This window comes from Anaerostipes amylophilus (assembly GCF_025567365.1).
Lineage (GTDB): Bacteria > Bacillota > Clostridia > Lachnospirales > Lachnospiraceae > Anaerostipes > Anaerostipes amylophilus.
This window is the reverse complement of record NZ_JAOQJG010000007.1, coordinates 71,212-93,155: the sequence shown is the minus strand read 5'-3', so window position 1 is coordinate 93,155 and position 21,944 is coordinate 71,212. Positions and strand designations below refer to the sequence as shown.

Below are 21,944 nucleotides of genomic sequence, written 5' to 3'. Positions count from 1 at the left end.
ATGGGAAAACCAACTGGATTTTTAGATTATGAAAGAGAAGACGCCCGTGCAGAATCTCCGAAAGAACGAATCAAACATTTTAATGAATTTCATATTCCTCTTTCAAGAGAAGAACAGCAGAAACAGGGTGCAAGATGTATGGACTGCGGAGTACCATTCTGTCAGTCAGGAAAAGTATTATTAAATGGAATGGCATCAGGTTGTCCACTAAACAATCTGGTACCAGAATGGAATGACCTGATTTATACAGAAAACTGGGAACAGGCATATTTAAGACTTAAAAAAACAAACCCATTTCCAGAGTTTACCGGACGTGTATGTCCGGCACTCTGCGAGAATGCTTGTACATGCGGATTAAATGGGGATCCTGTATGTTCCAAACAAAATGAGTTAAGTATCATCGAATATGGATACAAACACGGACTTGCCAAAGCAAGACCACCAAAATTTCGTACAGGAAAGAAAGTTGCAGTCATTGGTTCCGGACCTTCTGGATTATCTGCAGCAAATTCTTTAAATAAACGTGGACATGAAGTGACTGTGTACGAACGCTCCGACCGTCTTGGTGGATTACTAATGTATGGAATTCCTAATATGAAACTGGAAAAACATATCGTAGAACGTAAGATTGCGATCATGAAAGAAGAAGGAATTCATTTTGTAACAAATACAAACGTCGGAAAAGATATCAAACCAGAACAGCTAAAGAAAGACTACGATGCAGTGATCTTAGCATGTGGATCTTCTAATCCAAGAAATATTGAAGTTCCTGGACGCGAAGCAAAAGGAATCTATTTTGCAGTTGACTTCTTAAAATCTACAACAAAGAGTCTGTTAGATTCTGGATTAAAAGATAAGAAATTTATTTCTGCAAAAGGCAAAAACGTCATCGTTATCGGTGGTGGAGATACAGGAAATGACTGTGTTGGTACATCCATCCGTCATGGAGCAAAGAGTGTGACTCAGTTAGAGATGATGCCAAAACTTCCAGACGAACGTGCAGAAAATAACCCATGGCCAGAATGGCCAAGAATCTGCAAGACAGATTATGGTCAGGAAGAAGCAATCGCTGTTTTTGGACATGATCCTCGTATTTATCAGACAACCGTTAAAGAGTTTAAGATGAATAAAAAAGGCGAAGTAACAAAAGCTGTTTTAGTAAGTCTTGAAAGTAAAAAAGACGAGAAAACTGGAAGAATGATGATGGTACCAGTGGAAGGATCTGAAAAAGAAATTCCAGCAGATTTAGTACTGATCGCAGCAGGATTCTTAGGAAGTGAAGCATATGTTACAGAAGCCTTTGGTGTCAAAGTAAACCAGAGAACAAATGTAGAAACAAAACCAGATAGCTTTGCTACAAACGTCGAGAATGTCTTTACTGCAGGAGATATGCATAGAGGACAGTCACTGGTCGTATGGGCAATCCGTGAAGGAAGAGATGCAGCTCGTGAAGTTGACAAACGGTTAATGGGATATACAAACCTGTAATCTTACTGGAAAAAGTAAAAGTGATGTCAGAGATAGAAATATATCATCTGACATCACTTTTTTTCGATAACCTCTTTTCAATTGGAATAGTTTTTGCTATGATAATCGATAGAGAAAAGATTCTTAGAGAAGATATCGAGAGGGAGCAGATGTAAGTTATGCATTTTATTGGACATTTTAAAACAATCACAAGACATAAGATTCTGGTAGCAAAAGGCTGTTTCAAGTTAGGACTATATTATCAGGGGATTATGCATGATATGTCAAAATATTCGCCAACTGAATTTCTGGCAGGTGCAAAATACTATCAGGGAACGGCAAGTCCGAATAATGCAGAAAGAATGGACAAAGGAATTTCTACCGCATGGCTTCATCACAAAGGTCGTAATCGTCATCATTTCGAATACTGGATTGATTACAGTATTGACAAAGAACATCCGGGACTTGTGGGAATGAAGATTCCTAAGAAGTATATGGCAGAGATGTTCGTAGACCGAGTCAGTGCCGGAAAGATTTATAATGGTGATAAGTTTGACCAGAAGAGTCCGCTTGAATATTTCGAACATGGAATTGGAGCAACGATCATGTGCGATGCATCGAAGAATTATTTATTAAAACTTTTGAAGATGTATGCAAAAAAAGGCGAAAAATACACATTTGCATACCTGAAAAAGGATTTGAAAGAGGACATCAGTGGTTATGATAAGATATCACCATTTCAGCCATTTTCAAAAAATATTAAAATTGGATAGAATTTCATGTATCTGTGACTTGAAATCTTAACATACTTACAGTATAATATGTAATGTAAATGAGATAAGAAGCCTGGGGTGTGCGATAACTTGCTATTTTGAACCTACATTTATTTGTCATGGGACTTCATATAATTGACTGGATGTCAAGCCCTGATACTGGGGGACGGCAGAACGTTGATCGAGAAAACCCACCTAGCTCTGCTAGGCGTCAAAATTGCGAGACCGGCATTCCGGGTATATGATATGCAAAAGATAAAGTGAGGGACTGTTAGTTTTAGCAGTCCCTTTTAAAAATTTGCGAAAGAAATAAACTGTAAAATAAAAAGGAGAAAATTTGTGAAATTTTTTAAAGAAAATGATAAAACACCATTTATATTAGTGGCGTTTGGAATTACATTATATTTGATATTAAGCAATCTAAAGATTGTGTTTTCTGGAATTTCCTATGCGAGTTCTGTTGCATTTCCGTTTATTTTGGGAAGTTGCCTTGCTTTTATAATTAATGTTCCAATGCGTTTTTTTGAAAATCGAGTGTTTCATAAGGTGAGAAAAGGAAAGCGAGCGTTAAGTCTTATTGCAGCATTGTTAAGCATTGTTGGTGTGATCATATTAGTTTCAAGACTGATCATTCCAGAACTTGTTGAAACAATCTTCAAATTATCAAATAATATTCCAGGGTATGTAAAAGAAATACAAGATTTTTTAGAACATTATTCGATCAATAAGCCAATGGTACATAAGTATGTAAATCAGATTACTTTTGACTGGGATAAAATTAGTGGAGGATTGATATCATTTTTGCAGGATAGTGCTACTAATATGCTGAATTCTACAGTGAGTGTCATTTCGAATGCAGTACAGGTTGTCGTAAGTTTTGGATTAGGCTTTGTTTTTGCACTGAATGCGTTATTACAAAAAGAAAGATTATCTGTGCAGGTGAGAAAAGTATTAGTGGCTTTTCTACCAGAGAAGACTGCGAAATATATTGTAAGAGTTGGAAGATTATCCAATAATACATTTTCAAGTTTCCTTTCCGGACAGTGTTTAGAGGCTGTAATTCTTGGAAGTCTCATTTTTGCATCTATGACTTTATTAAGACTTCCATATGCAGTTTTGATAGCAGTTTTTATTGCAACAATGTCATTGATTCCGATCATCGGCGGATTTATTGGGTGTTGTGTAGGCGTATTGCTGATCTTGATGGTAAACTGGAAGCAGGCAATCATATTTATTATTATGTTTGTCGTTGTGCAGCAGTTTGAAGGAAATGTCATTTATCCGCATGTCGTAGGAAATTCTGTTGGACTTCCAGCAATGTGGGTGTTGGCTGCGGTAACGATCGGAGGCAATATCGCAGGAATTGCAGGAATGCTCTTTAGTATTCCATTTTGTTCTGTAGTGTATCAGTTGTTTGCAGAAGTTGTAAATAAGCAGATTAAGAAAAAGAATGTGGATATACCTTGACGAAAATGTACATAATACTTCTATAAATCAAAGGAGGTATTTTTATGGATCGAGATCAGATCATCTGTCCATGCCTTGATATCACAGCAGGGCAGATCATTGATGCGTATGAAGAAGGCGCGAAAACAGTTGAAGCGATCAAAGACGTAACAGGAGTAGGAACTGTCTGTGGTGCCTGTTTGGATGAGATTGAAGAATTAATACAGAATCTATAAATAAAAAAAGAATCTCTAGAAAGAGATTCTTTTTTAATGCCGATGGTGGGACTCGAACCCACACGTCCATAAGAACAACAGATTTTGAGTCTGTCTCGTCTGCCAGTTCCGACACATCGGCAGATTCAATTGTTCGACCTAAGATATATTATCATTTCTTTATCTCAATGTCAATGATTTTTATCAAACTTTATTTAAATAATAATCTCTGTGAAGAATAAGAATATGTCACAGAGATTATTATCATTTAATTTTTAGTTCAATTTCAAAAATGCAAAAGGATCAGAAGGATCACTCTGTATGAAATGTAACAAGAGATAATAAGCCTTTACAGAAAGGTTTTCTTCTTTCAAAATACGTTTTGCCTCAGTCTTGTCTACTAATTCAACTGATAAATCCTCATTTGGCTCTAAATGATCAAGATTTGGCATCCCAGTAGAAATTCCGTAAACGGTACAGTTAGTTTCATCCGTCATTCCGGCAGAAGAAAAATGAGGACGACTTAAAAAATCATCAAATTCGGCAGGAGTAAAAGTAAGTCCTGTTTCTTCTTTCATCTCACGGACTGCGGTTTCTTTCACAGATTCTCCAGGATCAATCAGTCCTGCTGGAAGTTCATATGTATAATCGTTTAAAGGATAACGAAACTGTTTTACCATGATCAGTTTATCAGCTTTTTCTCCGAACAAACTGTAAATAACAACACCATCAGGGATTACTTTCTTTGTAGCTGCCATCATTGTATTTTTGTCTTTTCGGCTTGCAACATAATAAGGGTGTGTATTCCCAAATTTATTTTCAGCTTCTAATTCATAAAGATTTAAAAATTTTACATTCGTTAAAGGTGTGATCTTGTTTATTTTACTCATAGGTTGTACCTCCTGTATATTCTATTGTAAAGCATCATAACAAGATTGACAATAGATACAAAAACAAGTATTATATACTAAAGCGATATGAAATAGGGAGATTACAGAAAAAAGGAGACAGGATGAGAAAGAAAATTATGATGACTGTGCTAAGTACGGTAACACTTCTGATAGCAGTTTCGTTCACAAGTTGTGGAAAATCAGCCAAACATACAAAAGAAACAACGACAGCTGTGAAAACAGAGAAAACCACGAAAGAAACAAAAAAGAAAGAGAAGATTGAAATTAAAATACTTTCAAAATATGATCAGATCAAGAAGTTGCTTTCAAAATACCCCAAAGAAATGACATCAAAAGAGGCCTCAGATCAAGAAATTGTAGTAATTGAGAATGAGTCATTTGATAAAGCGAGTAAAAAAATCTGGGATCAGTTTTTAAAAGATGTAAAAGATCAAAAAGATTGTGCAATTGTAATCTGTCAGTATACAGTGGAAGGAGATCCGATCCTTCAATATGTTTCGAATGTAGATGGTAAATTTTACTATGTGGAAGATTCCACACGAGATGCTTATGGTAGTGAAAAATATGTACAATATACTTATGACTATTACAAAATTTATAAACAGGATGGTCATTATACAGCAATCCTGACAACAAATAATAAACTGACATTTGATGAAGCACAAGATGTCCGCAGTTTAAAAACAGCGATACAGCTGCTGGATATTAAAGAATAATAAGAAAATGGAGCAGATGATTTATGAAAATTTCAACAAAGGGAAGATATGCCGTTCGATTAATGTACGATCTTGCAATGCATCATACGGGTGACTGGATTGCATTAAAAGACATATCAAGAAGACAGGAGATATCAGTAAAATATTTAGAACAGATCGTAAGACAGTTAAGTATCAGAGGATATTTAAAGAGTTTACGAGGACCTAAAGGAGGTTATCAGCTTTCCAGAGATCCAAAAGATTATACAATTTATGAGATTTTAAAAATAACGGAAGGAAGTTTACAGCCAGTAGCATGTTTGGATGATGAAGTAAACCAGTGCGACCGCTATCATGAATGCCCAACGATTGAGATTTGGGAAGGACTTGGACAGGTAATTGAAGAATATTTAAGTGCAATTACTTTAGAAGATATTGTGAATAAAGCAAGAATCAAAGGTGGAAATGACTATGTGATCTAAAAGATCACATGGTCTTTTTTCTTTTTAGGGGTAAAATGTTAATGGGCAAGAAAATATTTGACATTATATTGGAATCTGTTATACTAATAACATATTAAAAAGATAGGAAATATATGAAAATTAAAATAAAAGGAGCAAAACAATGTCAAACATATATAAAAATGTTACAGAATTAATCGGGAGAACCCCATTAGTAGAAGTTGAAAAAATAGAGAAAAGATTTAAACTGCAAGTAAGATTATTAGTAAAATTAGATGGATATAATCCAGCAGGAAGTGCTAAAGATCGTATCGCATATCAGATGATCCAGGATGCGGAAGAGGCAGGAAGGCTGAAAGAGGGATCAGTTATTATCGAGCCAACATCAGGAAATACAGGGATCGGACTTGCTGCAATTGGTGCATCTAAAGGATACAGAGTCATTCTTATAATGCCAGAGACAATGAGTGTGGAACGAAGAAACCTGTTAAAAGCATATGGAGCAGAAATTGTTTTAACAGATGGTGCGCTTGGGATGAAAGGAGCGATTGCCAAAGCAGAAGAATTAGCGGAAGAAATCGAAGATTCTTTCATTGCAGGACAGTTTATTAATCCATCCAATCCAAAAGTTCATCGTTTGACAACAGGACCAGAAATCTGGGAAGACACAGACGGAGATGTTGATATCTTTATTGCAGGAGTTGGAACGGGAGGAACTGTTACAGGAGTTGGAGAATATTTAAAATCCAAGAAAGAAGATGTGCAGGTCATCGCAATTGAACCAGCAACATCTCCAATGCTCTCAAGAGGTCAGGCAGGACCGCATAAGATTCAGGGAATCGGAGCCGGATTTGTGCCGGAAGTGTTAAATACAGATATCTATGACGAAATCATTCCAGTGGAAAATGAAGATGCTTTTGATTATGGAAAAGTAATTGCATTGGAAGAAGGAATTTTAGTTGGAATTTCTTCTGGGGCAGCACTTTATGCGGCAATTCAGGTGGCAAAACGGAAAGAAAATAAAGGAAAAACAATTGTAGCATTTCTTCCTGATAATGGGGATCGATATTTGTCAACTCCTTTGTTTTCATAGATTTTAATTTGTGGTTGATGATGGAAATTATTGGTGGAATATTATACGTGATCGAAACCACTACCGAACACGTGTGGAGAATGTTATTGGCTATAAATTAGGAATTTCTCAGACAGAGGATTGAAGCTTTGAATGTATTTTAAACATCTCGTCAAATCGGTGTTCTTATCTTATTTTTGTTACATATATGAAAGCCTACTTCAAATCCAACAATCTTTGTGTTAAAATATTTCAGAGTATAGAATTAGAGAAAAGGAGACATCTGGCATGGAACAGAAACTATTATTGATCGATGGAAACAGCATTTTAAACCGTGCATTTTATGGACTTCCAGATATGACAAATAGTCAGGGGCTTCATACGAATGCGGTGCTTGGTTTTTTAAATATCATGTTTAAATTTTTAGAGGAAGAAAATCCAACACACTTAGCGGTTGCATTTGATTTAAAGGCACCGACATTCCGTCACAAAATGTTTGCGGATTATAAAGGAACAAGAAAAGGGATGCCAGATGAATTAAGAGAACAGGTGCCTGTAATCCGTGAAGTACTGCAGGCGATGAACATTCCTTTGATGATGAAGGAGGGTTATGAAGCAGATGACCTTCTTGGAACGATGTCTGTTCTTGGAGAAGAAGCAGGATTTGAGGTGAAAATCGTATCTGGAGACCGAGATCTCTTACAGCTTGCAACGAAGAAAGTGCAGATCCGTATTCCAAAGACAAACAGAGCGGGAACGGTTGTTGAAGATTATTATGAAGATGATGTATTGGAAAAATATCAGGTAACACCGAAAGAATTTATCGATGTGAAAGCTTTGATGGGTGATGCATCCGATAATATTCCAGGAATTCCAGGAATTGGTGAAAAGACGGCAACGAAACTGATCAAAGAGTTTAAAACTCTTGAAAATGCATATGCGCATATCGATGAAGTGAAACCAAATCGTGCAAAGAACAATCTACAAGAATATTATGATCAGGGTGTTATGAGTAAGGAACTTGCAACGATCAAGTTAGACAGTCCGATCGATATTACATTTGAAGAAGCAAAACTGGGCAACTTGTATACAAAAGAAGCTTATCATATGTTAAAAGAACTGGAATTTAAGGCGATTTTAAAGCGTTTTGATGGGGAAGAACAGGAAGATTTTGAAGTCAAGATCAAAGAGATTGTTGATCTTGCAGAGGCGGAAGATATTTTTGCAAAGACAGCGAAGAAAAAAGAAGCTGGGATTTCTATTTATAAAGAGAATGATGCGATGTGGGTTGCATTAAATACAGAAGGAGAAGAAGTATACCTATTTAGCTGTGAGGGATTTGGATTCTTAACAGAAGATTTCTTGTATGAGAAAGTCGATCATTTATATCAGAAGATGGAACATGTAGCGATGATGGAAGTGAAAGAGCATTTGTCTCATTTAACGATCAATGAGATGACAAAGAGCATTTTTGATGTTTCTTTGGCTGCTTATCTGATAAATCCATTAAAAAGTACTTACGAATATGATGATATCGCAAGAGATTACAAATCTATGATGCTTCCATCCAGAAAAGAATTGATCGATAAGAAGCATCCAATGGTATCTGATGGAGTTTTAAGTGATGCTGGAAAGAAGATCATGGGGTATGAAGCTTATGTTGCAAGAGAGGCTATCAAACCATTAAGTAATAAATTAACAGAGCTTGAGATGATGGATCTTTATCGTGAAATTGAGATACCAACGATGTTTGCACTTCATGATATGGAAGTTCGTGGAATTCATGTAGATTCAAAAGCACTGAAAGAGTATGGAGATCAGCTGGTTGGAAGAATTGAAGAATTACAGGATTCTATCTACAAAGAAGCAGGCGAAGAATTCAATATCAATTCTCCAAAACAGCTAGGTGTTGTTTTGTTTGAGCATATGAAGTTAGAAGGTGCGAAGAAGACTAAGACTGGATATTCTACGAGTGTGGAAGTGCTAGAGAAGATTGAACATCTCTATCCGATCATTCCAATGATCTTAGAATACAGACAGTTGACCAAATTAAAATCAACGTATGCAGATGGACTGGCAAACTTTATTCAGGATGATCAGAGAATTCATGGAAAGTTTAATCAGACGATCACAGCAACGGGAAGAATCAGCAGTACAGAGCCTAACCTTCAGAATATACCAATCCGTATGGAACTTGGAAGAGCAATCCGAAAAGTATTTTTACCAGAGGACGGTTATGTATTCTTAGATGCCGATTATTCTCAGATTGAACTTCGAGTACTTGCACATTTATCAGAAGATGAAAAACTGATTCATGCATATGAAGAAAATCAGGATATTCATGCAAGAACAGCTTCTGAGGTGTTTGGAATTCCGATGGATGAAGTGACAAGTACACAAAGAAGAGAGGCAAAAGCTGTAAACTTTGGAATTATTTATGGATTAAGTGCGTTTGGATTAAGTCAGGACTTAAAGATTTCAAGAAAACAGGCACAGGAATATATTGATCGTTATTTTGCAATGTATCCACGTGTTAAAGAATTCTTAGACGGGGAAGTGGAAAAAGGAAAGACAGATGGTTATGTAAAGACAATGTTCAACCGAATCCGTCCGATCCCGGAATTAAAATCCAGCAATTTCATGCAGAGAAACTTTGGAGAACGTGTGGCAATGAACTCTCCAATTCAGGGAACAGCTGCAGATATCATCAAGATCGCGATGGTAAGAGTGAATATGAAATTAAAAGAAAAACAGATGAAATCTCGTCTGCTCTTACAGATTCACGATGAACTTTTGATTGAAACACATGTGGATGAATTTGATGAAGTCAAAGAAATTTTAAAGAATGAAATGATGAATGCAGCAAGTCTTCGTGTGCCATTAAGTATTGACATTGAACAGGGAGCAAGCTGGTATGAGGCTAAATAAGAGGTGAAAGTAAATGAAGATCATAGGAATTACTGGAGGTGTCGGCTCTGGGAAGAGTGAGATACTAAATATTTTAGAAAATGATTATCATGCAAAGATCATTCAGTCTGATCATGTGGCACATGAATTGATGGCACCAGGAGCAAGAAGTTATGATGCGATCATTCAGTCATTTGGAAATGGGATCTTAAATGAGGACAAAACGATCAACCGTCCAGTGCTTGGAGAGATCGTATTTCATGATGAAGAAAAACTTTCCTTATTAAACAGTATCACTCATAAAAATGTAGATGAAGAAATCTTATCAAGAATCGATCAGTTTGGAAAAGAAGAACCAGAAGGTCTGGTCGTTGTAGAATCAGCTTTGTTAGTTGGGGCAGGTTATGAAAAGAGATTTGACCAGTTATGGTATATTTATACAAGAGAAGAAGTGCGTTATGAGCGCCTTAGAGTATCCAGAGGATATTCTGATGAAAAAATTGCACAGATGATCGCAAAGCAGCAAAGTGAAGAAGAATTTAAATCTATGGCAAGCCATATCATTGATAATTCAGGTGATTTAGAAGACACAAAAGCACAAATTATAAAGATTCTTGGTTGATATTTTGTACATTTAAGAATACAGTGCAATTCTTGAATCTTAAATAACCTTATGATATAATGTTTGCCAATAGGGTCAGCCCAGAAGAGAAGAAAGAGGTATAATCCGTGAAACTATCAAGTTTAGCAAGCAGCAGTGAAGGAAATTGCATATATGTTGGAACACAGAAGACAAATTTATTAGTTGATTGTGGAGTTAGTGCAAAGCGCATTGAGAATTCCCTTTCAGAACTTGATCTTACGGTTCCAGAATTTGATGGAATTTTGATCACACATGAACACACGGATCATATCAAGGGACTTGGAGTTATCGCAAGACGATATGGACTTCCAATTTTTGCGACAGGAAAGACGATCGATGCGATCTTTGATTACAAGAACCTTGGGAAAGTAGATAAGAGCCTTTTTCATTCAATAGAAGCAGACAAGCCATTTGAGATTGGAGATATGAAAGTCAACGCATCTCACATATGGCATGATGCAGCAGATCCTGTTTGTTACTCGTTTTACTCAGAAGAAGGAGCCAAAGCAAGTATTGCAACAGACCTTGGAGACTACGATGAATATCTGGTTGAGAAGATTTATGATTCTGATATTTTATTTGTAGAAGCTAACCACGATGTGAATATGTTACAGGTTGGACGTTATCCATATTACTTAAAGAGAAGAATTCTTGGAAAACAGGGACATCTATCGAACGAAAGATGTGCTGAGCTGATCGAGGAAGTTGCAACTCCAAAGACAAAGAAAGTCTATCTTGGACATCTGAGTAAAGAAAATAACTATGAAAAACTGGCTTATGAAACGGTAAAGATTTCTTTACATAATTTCACATTACCGATTGAAGTGGCCAGAAGAGATACGGTATCTACCGTAACCAGTGTATCATAAGCATTTAGGAGGAAAAACACAAATGGAAAAAACAGTAATCACAGTTGTTGGAAAAGACGGTGTTGGAATCATCGCAAAAGTATGCAACTATTTAGCTAGCAACAATGTTAACATCTTAGACATCTCCCAAACGATCACAGGCGGTTTTTTTAATATGATGATGGTCGTAGATCCAGCTGGTTCATCCAAAGATATCGCGTTACTATCTAGCGAGTTAAAACAGATCGGTGAAGAAATCGGTGTTGTAATTCAGGCGCAGAACGAAAGAATCTTTGATATTATGCACAGAATTTAGCGGGGTGGCATCATGATTAATCTGAATGAAGTATTTGAAACGAATAAAATGATCCATGAGATGAATTTAGATGTTCGTACGATCACAATCGGTATCAGTTTATTAGATTGTGTGGGAACAACACTAGAGGAAGTCAAGGAGAATATTTATAATAAGATTACAACAGTTGCAAAAGACCTTGTAAAGACAGGAAAAGATATCGAAAATGAATTTGGTATTCCAATCGTTAATAAACGAATTTCCATTACACCAATTTCTTTAGTTGGTGGGAATGTATGTAAAACACCAGATGATTTTGTAGAACTTGCAAAAGTCTTAGATGCAGCAGCAAAGAAAGTTGGAGTCAATTTCTTAGGTGGATATTCCGCATTAGTAAGCAAAGGAATGACAAAAGCAGATGAACTTCTGATCCGTTCTATTCCAAAAGCATTAGCAGAGACTGATTTTGTATGTTCTTCAGTGAATGTAGGTTCTACAAAGACAGGAATCAATATGGATGCAGTGAAATTAATTGGTGAGATCGTCAAAGAAACAGCAGAACTTACAAAAGACAATCAATGTCTTGGATGTGCGAAGTTTGTAGTATTCTGTAACGCACCAGATGATAACCCATTTATGGCAGGAGCTTTCCATGGAGTTACAGAAGCAGATGCGATCATTAACGTAGGTGTCAGCGGACCTGGAGTTGTAAAACGTGCGATTGAAAATGTACGTGGAGAAAATTTTGAAGTTCTTTGCGAGACAATTAAGAAAACAGCATTTAAAGTAACTCGTGTCGGTCAGTTAGTAGCCAAAGAAGCTTCTAAGAGACTTGGAATCCCATTTGGTATCATTGATCTTTCTCTTGCACCAACACCAGCGGCAGGAGATAGTGTTGGAGAAATATTAGAAGAGATTGGATTAGAATATGCAGGAGCACCTGGAACAACAGCAGCTTTAGCAATGTTAAATGATCAGGTGAAAAAAGGTGGAGTTATGGCATCTTCTTATGTAGGTGGATTAAGTGGAGCCTTTATTCCAGTCAGCGAAGATCAGAGAATGATCGACGCAGTCAATGCAGGAGCTTTAACAATTGAAAAATTAGAAGCAATGACATGTGTATGTTCCGTAGGACTTGATATGATCGCAATTCCAGGAAAAACAAAGGCAACAACGATTGCTGGATTGATCGCAGATGAGATGGCACTTGGAATGATCAACCAGAAGACAACTGCAGTCCGTGTCATTCCAGCTATTGGAAAAGATGTTGGAGATCAGGTAGAATTCGGTGGATTACTTGGATATGCACCAATCATGCCAGTAAATGAATTCTCATGCGATGCATTCGTAAATCGTGGTGGAAGAATTCCAGCACCAATCCACAGCTTTAAAAACTAGAGATCAGAAAGTATCGAGGTGACAATTTTGGGGTATTAGATCAGCATGCAGACATTATATTATCAGAATCAGATATGATGGACATGCATACAGTCAAAGAACGAATGTCCGGATCATCTGTTAAGAGAACATGGGAGCAATTACACAAAATAATAGAGGAGTTCCCATAAATTCAAAGGAACGGCATATGCCGTGGACTAAATTATATAGATATAAACACAAATTAAGAAAAGAATTTAAAAGGAGATATATAAAATGAGTCAAAATGTATATGATGTGCTGCAGGAAAGAGGATTTATCGCACAGACAACACACGAAGAATTAAGAGAACTGTTAGGAAAAGAAAAAGTAACATTCTATATTGGATTTGATGCAACAGCAGATAGTTTAACAGCTGGACATTTCTTAACGATCATGGCAATGATGCATATGCAGAAAGCTGGGCATCGTCCAATCGCTTTGTTAGGTGGTGGAACAACAATGATCGGTGATCCATCTGGAAAATCTGACATGAGAAATATGTTAACAAAAGAAACAATCGATCACAATGCAAAACGTTTCAAAGAGCAGTTATCAAGATTTATCACATTTGATGATGACAAAGCAATTTTAGCAAACAACGCAGATTGGTTATTAAATCTAAATTATGTTGATTTCTTACGCGAAGTTGGAGTTCATTTCTCAGTTAATAAGATGTTAACAGCAGAATGTTACAAACAGAGAATGGAACGAGGACTTACATTCTTCGAGTTTAACTATATGTTAATGCAGGGATATGATTTCCTTGAATTAAACAGAAGATATGGCTGTAAATTAGAGATGGGTGGAAACGACCAGTGGTCTAATATCCTTGCAGGAGCTGACTTGATCCGCAGAAAAGAAAAGAAAGATGCTTACGGATTAACATTAACACTTCTTACAAGAAGCGACGGAGTGAAGATGGGTAAAACAATGGCAGGTGCTGTATGGCTTGATCCAGAGAAGACATCTCCATACGATTTCTACCAGTACTGGAGAAATATCGAAGATGTGAAAGTAGAAGAATGCTTATCACTTCTTACATTCCTTCCAATGGATGAAGTCCGAAGACTGGGAGCCTTAGAAGGAGCAGAGATCAACAAAGCAAAAGAAGTTCTTGCTTATGAAGTTACAAAGATCGTTCATGGAGAAGAAGAAGCGAAGAAAGCTCAGACAGCTGCAAAAGCAATGTTCGTAAGTGGCGGAGCAAATGAAGATGCTCCAACATTTGAATACGAAGCAGATAAATTAGCAGAAGGAATCGACATTCTTACAATGTTAGTAGATTCTAAACTTTGCACAACTCGTTCAGATGCAAGAAGAATGGTACAGCAGGGTGGAGTTTCTGTAAATGGTAAGAAAGTAGATGCAATTGATGCAACGTTTGGTAAAGCAGACTTTGATGATAAAGATCGTATTTTATTAAAGAAAGGTAAGAAAAAATTCTGCCAGATTAAAGAAAAATAATTAAAAAATAAACAAGCAGGAATCCCGGAGAGTTGATACTCCGGGGTTTTTTCGATATTCAAAAGGAAAATAAAAAAAGAAATATTAGAAAGAGAATCAGAAAAAGAAAAGAGGAAGAGAACTTTGAAAACAAAATGCACAAGAGGAATCATATATTTTATCGGTTTGATCGTGCTTGCACTTGGAATTGTATTAAATACAAAGACATTATTAGGAGTATCACCGATTATATCTATTCCATATAATATCTGTCATATCTGGCATTTAAACCTAGGAGCAATAACCTTTGTATTTTACTGCTTTTGTGTGTTGATAGAGGCAATCTTAAAAGGGAAAGAGTTTAAATTATATGAATTATTACAGATTCCAATGAGTCTTGTGACAAGTGTATTTATTAATATTTTTGACCGGTATTTAAATATTGTACCAGATACATTGGGACAGAAACTTCTGGTATTATTTTTTGCAATCGTTGTTACGGGAATAGGTGCAGCAACGATGGTTAATATGAAACTTGTACCAAACCCTGCAGATGCACTTGCAGCGACGATAGGAGATAAACTTGGCAAAGGCATGGGGATTGGCAAAAATGTTTTTGATGTTACTTGTTTTTGTACGTCAGGAATCATTGGACTTGTATTTACAAGACATATCATAGGACTTGGAATTGGAACTGTACTGGCAGTTATTTTTACAGGAAGAGTCATTGCAGTTTATAATTATTTCCTAAAACATCCAATGCAGAATCTTGCAGGAATCACTGTAGAATTATAAGCCAGAGATAATGAAAGCCCTTTATGTTACAAAAAATATGTAGAAAATTGTCGAAATTTATGATGTCTGGATTGTTTGGAGCGTGCCTGTTTATGTATGGAATGCCGATCAGACGAAAAGGCTTATATGGTTTTGTAATCTTTCTGATCGTTTGTATGGCAAGTGTTTTTTGGCTTACGGATGGTAAATTAGAAGCTGTAGAGCAGGCAAGAAAGGATATGGTGCATGGCATTCATGAATTAAGATATGGAAAAGATCAGATTCCAGAAGAATTCAGATGAAATGATGCGTGTAATATCAGAACAGAAAAAATCATTATATTTAAAAGCATACGTAGGTTCCGTATATAAAGATGGAGTCTGGATGGAAGGCAGTGGACGTAACTCCGGGATATTACTATAATGTGGAAACACTTCAGAAGATGGTAAACACACCAGAACAGATTAAGAAGAATGCAGCATTAAAGAACAATGGGTACAAAGGAAAGCAGACTGCAGGTTCTGGAAAAAGTGATAGGGATCTTACAGATAAAATGAAAAATACAGCAATGATTTTGTTAGGTGCGGTAACAGTGCTCGTAATTGCAGGCTTTATTTTGTTCGTGATCTTAGAAATCCGTTTATGGCTCTTAGAACAGACTCTTAAGAAACAATATGAACAGGCAGATATGGATTAGAAGATCAGAATCTTACAGATGCAGATTTTTGGATTGTTAGGAATCTTTGGAATTGAAACAAAATTTGGATGGAAAACAAAAGAAAAGTTAAAACTGAGGTATCAATTTCAAAAATATTGTATGTAATCTAAGCTAAATTTTGGAATAGTCCAATGCCAAACAAAAAGAACGACGAACTCGTGCAGCCAGTTCATTTTGCTCTAAAATATCTTCAATCAAGAATGCAACGCCATCCTGATCATTAGAAGGAGCAATGACAGAACATACATCTTTCACAGTAGCAGAAGCATTTGCCATAGCAGCAGTGACTCCAAGATCAAGAGATAACATAGAAAGATCATTCCCACTATCACCAACCGCAAGGATTTGTGAAGGAGTGATCTTTTTTGTTTGGGCATAACGAAGTAGAGCTGTTCCTTTCTGTGCATTTACATGTGTGATCTCCAGATCATTTTTGGAAGTTGATACCGCATGTAACTGATCAATCCCATGAATATCATCTTTTAAAGCATTGATCTTATCTTGATCAAAAAATGTAGTAGAGATTTTATAAATTGGTGTTTCACAGCCAAGCAGACTTTCTTTTCCTTCAAAAAAGCGAACTTTAGAAACCATCATTGCAAAGTCGTGCCAAGTACGGAAATATACTTTACCTTCTTGTTCAACGGCAGGAAACACTTCATTTTTATAATAAGATAATAACGTATTTTTATCAGTGATCGAGGTTTTTCCATATTCCGTTGCAATGTCAGCAAAAGCACCATGCCGTTCAAAAACAGTTAAGATCTGTTTTGCAATACTTTTTGGAAGCGAAGCGATATGAAATCCATTGCCGTGCACATCATAAGTGCAAGCCCCACTGTGGCAGATCATATCACAGGAAAGAGATGCCGCATCAAGTTCTCTTTTTGCAGCGCGATAATCTCTTCCAGTATTTACAATAAAATGAATTCCATGTTTCTGCAATTTTTTCACCGCATTGATCGTTCGGTCAGATATATATCCTTTGTCATTTAATAAAGTTCTATCCATATCGGATGCAAATAATCGTATCATATTAAGTACTCCTTTCGTGTGTATAAGATGATAGTAACAGGGAAATACAAAATTTAAATGATATCTATGTTAAATTTCTGCAATAAAAACTATTTAGAAAAAAATCTAAATACTAATTGACTTTTGAAATACATCATGCTATAAAGTAATTAGAAATATTTCTAAATAGGTACAGGAAGGATGAGAATTATGGGATTTGCAGAGACATTTAAAGCTTTATCAGACCCAATACGAAGAGAGATTCTTATGATGTTGAGGGATGGTAGTATGTCCGCTGGAGAGATTGGTTCTTGCTTTGATATGACAGGTGCAACCATTTCTTATCATTTGAAGATTCTTAAAAAAGCAGAGCTGATCTTCGAGAAGAAAGAGAAAAATTATATTTACTACACGTTAAATACATCAGTTGTTGAGGAAGTTATGTTATGGTTGTCAGAATTGAAGGGAGGGAATCATGATGTTAAAGAAGAATAAGAAGTTTTTTATTGCAAGTTGTATTGTAATTTTATTACCAATGTTTGCTGGATTCTTATTATGGGATCAGTTGCCAGCACAGGTGGCAACACATTTTGGAAGAAACGGCGAGGCCGATCGATACAGCAGCAAATTATTTGCAGTAGCAGGAATTTATCTGTTTTTGCTGGCAGTGCATATTTTATGTAGTGTTATCACAGAATTTGATCCTAAGAAAAGGAATGTTGGGTCTAAGATTTATCATCTGATCCTATGTATCTGTCCGGTTGTATCACTTTGGTGTGGGGTAATGATCTATGGAAATGCATTAGGATATAAAGACGTGATCAATTTAAATCTGTGGACGAATGTTTTACTAGGAATAGTTCTGATCGTTGTTGGAAACTATCTTCCAAAGTGCAGACAGAACTATATGATCGGAATCAAACTTCCATGGACATTGGATAATGAAGAAAATTGGGATTATACGCATCGAATGGCGAGAAAATGGTGGATCATCGGTGGAGTTTTGACGATTCTGCTTGGATTTCAGAAGTTTGTTGATCCAATTGGAGCAGCAGTAGGGATTATTTTGATCGTTACATTGATTCCTGCGATTGCTTCTTATATTTATTATAAGAGGCATAGAGTTATGTAAAAAAGCATTGTGGTAGATAAAAAAGAAATCAGATGTCATAATAGAATATGGCATCTTTTTATTTTATACAAAAAGAAGTTTCAAATGAAAATAAATATAATTATGAACCAAAAACTATTGACATATAATCAAAAAACTGTTACCTTATAACTACAAACAAAACAATAATTAGTTACGAACGAAACATTCTGAAAGGAGATACCATGAACAATACAGAACATTTCGGTAAATTAACAGAACGTATGCAGGCATTTCGTGAGGAAGTGCTCGATGCAAAACCATATATTGATGCCCAGAGAGCAGTATTAGCAACAGAAGCTTACAAAGAAAATCAGAACCAGCCAAGAGTGATGGTAAGAGCTCTAATGCTTCAGAAGATCTTAGAAGGAATGAGCATTTACATTGATGATAAATCCCTGATCGCAGGAAACCAGGCAACAAAGAATAAGAATGCGCCAATTTTCCCAGAATATACAATGGAATTCGTTATGAATGAATTAGATCTCTTTGAGAAACGTGACGGAGATGTCTTCTATATTACAGAAGAGACAAAAGACCAATTAAGAGAAATTGCACCATTTTGGGAGAATAATAACCTTCGTGCTAGAGGTGAAGCTCTACTTCCAGAAGAGGTAGATGTATTCATGGAGACCGGCGTCTTTGGAATGGAAGGAAAATTAAATGCCGGAGATGCTCATCTGGCAGTAAATTATCAGAGAATCTTATCCGACGGATTAAAGGGATATGAAAAAAGAGTAAAAGAATTAAGAGCAGCATTAGATTTCACAGATCCAGAAAGCATTGATAAGAACGTATTTTATAAAGCAGTTTTAGTAGTGATCGATGCTGTACGCAATTTTACACAACGTTACAGCAAACTTGCTAAAGAATTAGCAGATAAAGAAACAGATGCAAAACGTAAAGAAGAACTGTTACAGATGAGCGAGATCTGTGCGAAAGTTCCATATGAACCAGCAACATCTTTTAGGGAAGCCGTTCAGTCTGTTTGGTTTATCCAGCTGATCCTTCAGATTGAATCTAATGGACATTCTTTAAGTTATGGACGTTTTGACCAGTATATGTATCCATATTATATCAAAGATATCAACGAAGGAAAGATCACAAAAGACGAAGCGTTAGAATTATTAACATGCTTATGGATCAAAACATTAACAATTAATAAAGTTCGTTCACAGTCTCATACATTAAGTTCTGCCGGATCACCAATGTACCAGAATGTAACGATCGGTGGACAGACAACTGATAAGAAAGACGCAGTCAACGAATTAAGCTTTGTTGTATTACAGTCCGTTGCACAGACAAGATTGACACAACCAAACTTAACAGTTCGTTACCATGCTAATATCGACAAACATTTCTTTGATGAATGCATCGAAGTTATGAAGCTCGGATTTGGTATGCCAGCATTAAATAACGATGAGATCATTATCCCATCTTTTATCAACTGGGGTGTCAAAGAAGAAGATGCATATAACTATAGTGCCATCGGATGTGTAGAGACAGCAGTTCCAGGTAAATGGGGATATCGTTGTACAGGTATGTCATACATTAACTTCCCAAGAGTTCTGCTTTGTGCAATGAATGACGGAGTTGATTTAACAAGCGGTAAGAGATTTACAAAGGGATATGGTAAATTTACAGAGATGGAAACATATGAAGATCTCTTAGCAGCATGGGATAAGACAGTTAGAGAAATGACACGTTACAGTGTGATCGTGGAAAATGCAATTGATAAAGCATCAGAGAGAGATGTACCAGACATTTTATGTTCCGCATTAACAGATGACTGTATCGGAAGAGGAAAAACGATCAAAGAAGGTGGGGCAGTCTATGACTTTATCTCCGGACTTCAGGTGGGTATTGCGAATATGGCAGACTCTCTTGCAGCGATCAAGAAACTTGTATACGAAGAGAAGAAGATTACAAAAGAACAGCTTTGGAATGCAATTTTAGATGATTTCCAGTCTCCTGAAAACAAGAAGATTCAGGAAATGCTCATTAATGAAGCACCAAAATACGGAAATGATGATGACTATGTCGATCAGTTGGTCGTAGAAGCATACGATTCTTACTTAGATGAGATCAAGAAATATCCAAACACACGTTACCACAGAGGACCAATCGGAGGTATTCGTTATGGTGGAACATCCTCTATCAGTGCGAATGTTGGACAGGGAATGGGAACCGTTGCAACTCCTGATGGAAGAAATGCATTTGAACCATTAGCCGAAGGAAGCAGTCCGGCACATAATGCTGATAAGAATGGTCCAACAGCCGTATTTAAGACCGTTGCAAAACTTCCAACAGAGAAGATCACAGGTGGAGTCTTATTAAATCAGAAGATGACACCACAGATGTTATCAACAGAAGAAAACAAACAGAAATTAGAGATGTTGATCCGTACATTCTTCAACCGTTTACATGGATATCATGTACAGTATAATATTGTATCCAGAGAAACTTTGATTGATGCACAGAAACATCCAGAGAAACATAAAGATCTGATTGTTCGTGTAGCAGGATACAGTGCATTCTTTAATGTATTATCTAAGAAGACACAGGATGATATCATCGGAAGAACAGAGCAGACATTATAATTTATAAAAATAGAGGAATGGCAGTTGGCTTGAGTAGGGTTAACTGCTGTTTTTCGTGATAGACTAGAAGAAATAATATTCATGAAAGAAACAATTAAAAAAGCCTTGGCAAGAAGCTGTTCTGCCAAGGCCTTTTTGTGTATACAGGATTTTTAAAAGATTAAAAGAAACAGTCTATGCCCGCATCTAAAAATATCTGCTGATAATCGGTAAGATCCTCAGGATGCAATGCTTTCACATTCTCATAAGCATAAGTCTTACCGAGTAAATGATACTTGTTTTCACCGAACTGATGAAATGGAAGTAGCTGAACTTTCTTTGCACTCACTTTATTTAGTAAAGCAGCGATCCCTTTTGCGTCATCCAAAGAATCATTGAAATCAGGAATCACAGGGATTCGAGGAAGAACTTCAATTCCTTGAGAGATCGCCCATGCTAAATTTTCAATGATCTGTTCGTTATGGACATGGGTTCCTTCATAATGTTTATTACTGTCATAGTGTTTCACGTCAAATAAAAGCAAGTCAAACATCGGAGACAATTCTCTAAAAATCTCTTCCTTGATATATCCAGTCGTCTCAATCGCAGTATGAATTTTATGTTCTTTTAATTTTGCAAGCAATGCTTTTACAAAATCTGGCTGAACCATTCCTTCGCCACCAGAGATTGTCACACCACCACCAGATTCTTCATAGAAATCAATATCTTGAAGACAGACTTTGATAACTTCCTCTACATCTTTTGTTTCTCCTTCATAACTTAAGGCCTTTGCAGGACAGTTTTTTACACATTGAAGGCATCCAATGCATTTTGATGGGTCAACGTTTACATAGCCGTCATCTCCCATAGAAATTGCATGATTTGGACAGACATGAGTGCAAGTACCACAATGAGCACATTTTTCTCTGTCATATAAAATCTGAACTTGACTTAACTGTGATTCTGGATTTGCACACCATTTACAACGCAGTGGACAGCCTTTCAGGAAAACAGTTGTACGGATTCCTGGACCATCGTGAATGCTGAATTTTTGTATATTAAAAACAATACCATTTGTTTGCATGATAATTAAATTTCTCCTTTCATTTTCTAT

22 protein-coding genes, 1 tRNA gene and 1 other RNA gene are annotated in these 21,944 nt (G+C 36.4%); 20 read left to right on the top strand and 4 right to left on the bottom strand.

Annotation, left to right across the window (positions count from 1 at the left end; genetic code table 11):
• The 5 genes from OCV53_RS10715 to OCV53_RS10695 all read left to right on the top strand — a co-directional run bounded on the left by OCV53_RS10715 (position 1) and on the right by OCV53_RS10695 (position 3,922).
• A complete protein-coding gene (locus OCV53_RS10715; protein ID WP_055198232.1) occupies positions 1 to 1,488 on the top strand; it encodes a glutamate synthase subunit beta in 1,488 nt (495 codons plus the stop codon).
• A 158-nt stretch (positions 1,489 to 1,646) separates the two neighbouring features.
• Positions 1,647 to 2,240, top strand: a complete 594-nt coding sequence (locus OCV53_RS10710) for a DUF5662 family protein (RefSeq protein ID WP_022374635.1) — start codon at positions 1,647 to 1,649, stop codon at positions 2,238 to 2,240.
• 67 nt (positions 2,241 to 2,307) lie between these two features.
• A non-coding RNA gene (ssrS, locus tag OCV53_RS10705) (6S RNA) lies at positions 2,308 to 2,484 on the top strand.
• Between the two features lie 95 nt (positions 2,485 to 2,579).
• The gene (locus OCV53_RS10700) at positions 2,580 to 3,707 is read left to right on the top strand and encodes an AI-2E family transporter (protein ID WP_022374634.1); all 1,128 of its coding nucleotides are present in this window, start codon (positions 2,580 to 2,582) and stop codon (positions 3,705 to 3,707) included.
• Positions 3,708 to 3,751: 44 nt separating this feature from the next.
• The gene (locus OCV53_RS10695) at positions 3,752 to 3,922 is read left to right on the top strand and encodes a (2Fe-2S)-binding protein (RefSeq protein WP_022374633.1); all 171 of its coding nucleotides are present in this window, start codon (positions 3,752 to 3,754) and stop codon (positions 3,920 to 3,922) included.
• Between the two features lie 37 nt (positions 3,923 to 3,959).
• Here OCV53_RS10695 and OCV53_RS10690 read toward each other — a convergent pair.
• Together OCV53_RS10690 and OCV53_RS10685 are read right to left on the bottom strand one after the other, a co-directional pair.
• Positions 3,960 to 4,043: transfer RNA gene (locus OCV53_RS10690), tRNA-Leu, on the bottom strand.
• A 133-nt stretch (positions 4,044 to 4,176) separates the two neighbouring features.
• Positions 4,177 to 4,791 carry an NUDIX hydrolase gene (locus OCV53_RS10685; protein WP_022374632.1) on the bottom strand — a complete coding sequence of 205 codons (615 nt, stop codon included), beginning with the start codon at positions 4,789 to 4,791 and terminating at the stop codon, positions 4,177 to 4,179.
• A gap of 122 nt (positions 4,792 to 4,913) precedes the next feature.
• Between OCV53_RS10685 and OCV53_RS10680 the strand changes: the two genes are divergently transcribed.
• From OCV53_RS10680 to OCV53_RS10625, 12 genes are all read left to right on the top strand, one after another.
• On the top strand, positions 4,914 to 5,528 hold the full coding sequence (locus OCV53_RS10680; RefSeq protein ID WP_022374631.1) for a DUF4362 domain-containing protein: 615 nt from the start codon (positions 4,914 to 4,916) through the stop codon (positions 5,526 to 5,528).
• A gap of 23 nt (positions 5,529 to 5,551) precedes the next feature.
• Positions 5,552 to 5,989 (top strand): RrF2 family transcriptional regulator, encoded by a 438-nt coding sequence (locus tag OCV53_RS10675; RefSeq protein WP_022374630.1) that lies wholly within the window; start codon positions 5,552 to 5,554, stop codon positions 5,987 to 5,989.
• A 142-nt stretch (positions 5,990 to 6,131) separates the two neighbouring features.
• The gene (gene cysK / locus OCV53_RS10670; protein WP_055198230.1) at positions 6,132 to 7,061 is read left to right on the top strand and encodes a cysteine synthase A; all 930 of its coding nucleotides are present in this window, start codon (positions 6,132 to 6,134) and stop codon (positions 7,059 to 7,061) included.
• A 267-nt stretch (positions 7,062 to 7,328) separates the two neighbouring features.
• The gene (gene polA, locus OCV53_RS10665) at positions 7,329 to 9,968 is read left to right on the top strand and encodes a DNA polymerase I (RefSeq protein ID WP_055198228.1); all 2,640 of its coding nucleotides are present in this window, start codon (positions 7,329 to 7,331) and stop codon (positions 9,966 to 9,968) included.
• A 13-nt stretch (positions 9,969 to 9,981) separates the two neighbouring features.
• Complete coding sequence (coaE, locus tag OCV53_RS10660; protein ID WP_055198226.1) at positions 9,982 to 10,569, top strand: dephospho-CoA kinase; 588 nt, start codon at positions 9,982 to 9,984, stop codon at positions 10,567 to 10,569.
• A 107-nt stretch (positions 10,570 to 10,676) separates the two neighbouring features.
• Positions 10,677 to 11,459: an MBL fold metallo-hydrolase gene (locus OCV53_RS10655; RefSeq protein ID WP_022374626.1), complete on the top strand. Its 783-nt coding sequence runs from the start codon at positions 10,677 to 10,679 to the stop codon at positions 11,457 to 11,459.
• A 22-nt stretch (positions 11,460 to 11,481) separates the two neighbouring features.
• Entirely contained in the window at positions 11,482 to 11,754 is a 273-nt protein-coding gene (locus tag OCV53_RS10650; protein WP_015530898.1) for an ACT domain-containing protein, read from the top strand.
• A gap of 12 nt (positions 11,755 to 11,766) precedes the next feature.
• On the top strand, positions 11,767 to 13,131 hold the full coding sequence (locus tag OCV53_RS10645) for a PFL family protein (RefSeq protein WP_009204555.1): 1,365 nt from the start codon (positions 11,767 to 11,769) through the stop codon (positions 13,129 to 13,131).
• A 255-nt stretch (positions 13,132 to 13,386) separates the two neighbouring features.
• A complete protein-coding gene (tyrS, locus tag OCV53_RS10640) occupies positions 13,387 to 14,616 on the top strand; it encodes a tyrosine--tRNA ligase (protein ID WP_055198225.1) in 1,230 nt (409 codons plus the stop codon).
• A 123-nt stretch (positions 14,617 to 14,739) separates the two neighbouring features.
• Complete coding sequence (locus OCV53_RS10635) at positions 14,740 to 15,390, top strand: YczE/YyaS/YitT family protein (RefSeq protein ID WP_070097227.1); 651 nt, start codon at positions 14,740 to 14,742, stop codon at positions 15,388 to 15,390.
• A 23-nt stretch (positions 15,391 to 15,413) separates the two neighbouring features.
• Positions 15,414 to 15,671, top strand: coding sequence for a hypothetical protein (locus OCV53_RS10630; protein WP_055198224.1), 258 nt, complete (start codon positions 15,414 to 15,416; stop codon positions 15,669 to 15,671).
• 71 nt (positions 15,672 to 15,742) lie between these two features.
• Positions 15,743 to 16,066: a hypothetical protein gene (locus OCV53_RS10625; protein ID WP_242852161.1), complete on the top strand. Its 324-nt coding sequence runs from the start codon at positions 15,743 to 15,745 to the stop codon at positions 16,064 to 16,066.
• Between the two features lie 132 nt (positions 16,067 to 16,198).
• Here OCV53_RS10625 and OCV53_RS10620 read toward each other — a convergent pair whose 3' ends face one another.
• Complete coding sequence (locus OCV53_RS10620; RefSeq protein WP_055198220.1) at positions 16,199 to 17,122, bottom strand: Cof-type HAD-IIB family hydrolase; 924 nt, start codon at positions 17,120 to 17,122, stop codon at positions 16,199 to 16,201.
• A 189-nt stretch (positions 17,123 to 17,311) separates the two neighbouring features.
• Between OCV53_RS10620 and OCV53_RS10615 the strand changes: the two genes are divergently transcribed.
• From OCV53_RS10615 to OCV53_RS10605, 3 genes are all read left to right on the top strand, one after another.
• On the top strand, positions 17,312 to 17,596 hold the full coding sequence (locus OCV53_RS10615; RefSeq protein ID WP_055198218.1) for an autorepressor SdpR family transcription factor: 285 nt from the start codon (positions 17,312 to 17,314) through the stop codon (positions 17,594 to 17,596).
• A complete protein-coding gene (locus tag OCV53_RS10610) occupies positions 17,577 to 18,233 on the top strand; it encodes an SdpI family protein (protein WP_055198216.1) in 657 nt (218 codons plus the stop codon). Before OCV53_RS10615 ends, OCV53_RS10610 begins: the two co-directional genes overlap by 20 nt.
• A gap of 203 nt (positions 18,234 to 18,436) precedes the next feature.
• Complete coding sequence (locus tag OCV53_RS10605; protein ID WP_055198215.1) at positions 18,437 to 20,851, top strand: glycyl radical protein; 2,415 nt, start codon at positions 18,437 to 18,439, stop codon at positions 20,849 to 20,851.
• 160 nt (positions 20,852 to 21,011) lie between these two features.
• On the opposite strand, the gene OCV53_RS10600 is transcribed toward OCV53_RS10605, so the two are convergent.
• Complete coding sequence (locus OCV53_RS10600; protein ID WP_022375321.1) at positions 21,012 to 21,914, bottom strand: glycyl-radical enzyme activating protein; 903 nt, start codon at positions 21,912 to 21,914, stop codon at positions 21,012 to 21,014.
• Positions 21,915 to 21,944: the final 30 nt, after the last annotated feature.

Coding starts and splice junctions, on each gene's coding strand:
- coaE (WP_055198226.1), top strand. CDS start 9,982: ATGAAGATCATAGGAATTACTGGAGGTGTCGGCTCTGGGAAGAGTGAG.
- tyrS (WP_055198225.1), top strand. CDS start 13,387: ATGAGTCAAAATGTATATGATGTGCTGCAGGAAAGAGGATTTATCGCA.
- OCV53_RS10675 (WP_022374630.1), top strand. CDS start 5,552: ATGAAAATTTCAACAAAGGGAAGATATGCCGTTCGATTAATGTACGAT.
- OCV53_RS10695 (WP_022374633.1), top strand. CDS start 3,752: ATGGATCGAGATCAGATCATCTGTCCATGCCTTGATATCACAGCAGGG.
- polA (WP_055198228.1), top strand. CDS start 7,329: ATGGAACAGAAACTATTATTGATCGATGGAAACAGCATTTTAAACCGT.
- OCV53_RS10610 (WP_055198216.1), top strand. CDS start 17,577: ATGATGTTAAAGAAGAATAAGAAGTTTTTTATTGCAAGTTGTATTGTA.
- OCV53_RS10630 (WP_055198224.1), top strand. CDS start 15,414: ATGTTACAAAAAATATGTAGAAAATTGTCGAAATTTATGATGTCTGGA.
- cysK (WP_055198230.1), top strand. CDS start 6,132: ATGTCAAACATATATAAAAATGTTACAGAATTAATCGGGAGAACCCCA.
- OCV53_RS10615 (WP_055198218.1), top strand. CDS start 17,312: ATGGGATTTGCAGAGACATTTAAAGCTTTATCAGACCCAATACGAAGA.
- OCV53_RS10625 (WP_242852161.1), top strand. CDS start 15,743: ATGGAGTCTGGATGGAAGGCAGTGGACGTAACTCCGGGATATTACTAT.
- OCV53_RS10715 (WP_055198232.1), top strand. CDS start 1: ATGGGAAAACCAACTGGATTTTTAGATTATGAAAGAGAAGACGCCCGT.
- OCV53_RS10685 (WP_022374632.1), bottom strand. CDS start 4,791: ATGAGTAAAATAAACAAGATCACACCTTTAACGAATGTAAAATTTTTA.
- OCV53_RS10600 (WP_022375321.1), bottom strand. CDS start 21,914: ATGCAAACAAATGGTATTGTTTTTAATATACAAAAATTCAGCATTCAC.
- OCV53_RS10605 (WP_055198215.1), top strand. CDS start 18,437: ATGAACAATACAGAACATTTCGGTAAATTAACAGAACGTATGCAGGCA.
- OCV53_RS10710 (WP_022374635.1), top strand. CDS start 1,647: ATGCATTTTATTGGACATTTTAAAACAATCACAAGACATAAGATTCTG.
- OCV53_RS10680 (WP_022374631.1), top strand. CDS start 4,914: ATGAGAAAGAAAATTATGATGACTGTGCTAAGTACGGTAACACTTCTG.
- OCV53_RS10620 (WP_055198220.1), bottom strand. CDS start 17,122: ATGATACGATTATTTGCATCCGATATGGATAGAACTTTATTAAATGAC.
- OCV53_RS10650 (WP_015530898.1), top strand. CDS start 11,482: ATGGAAAAAACAGTAATCACAGTTGTTGGAAAAGACGGTGTTGGAATC.
- OCV53_RS10645 (WP_009204555.1), top strand. CDS start 11,767: ATGATTAATCTGAATGAAGTATTTGAAACGAATAAAATGATCCATGAG.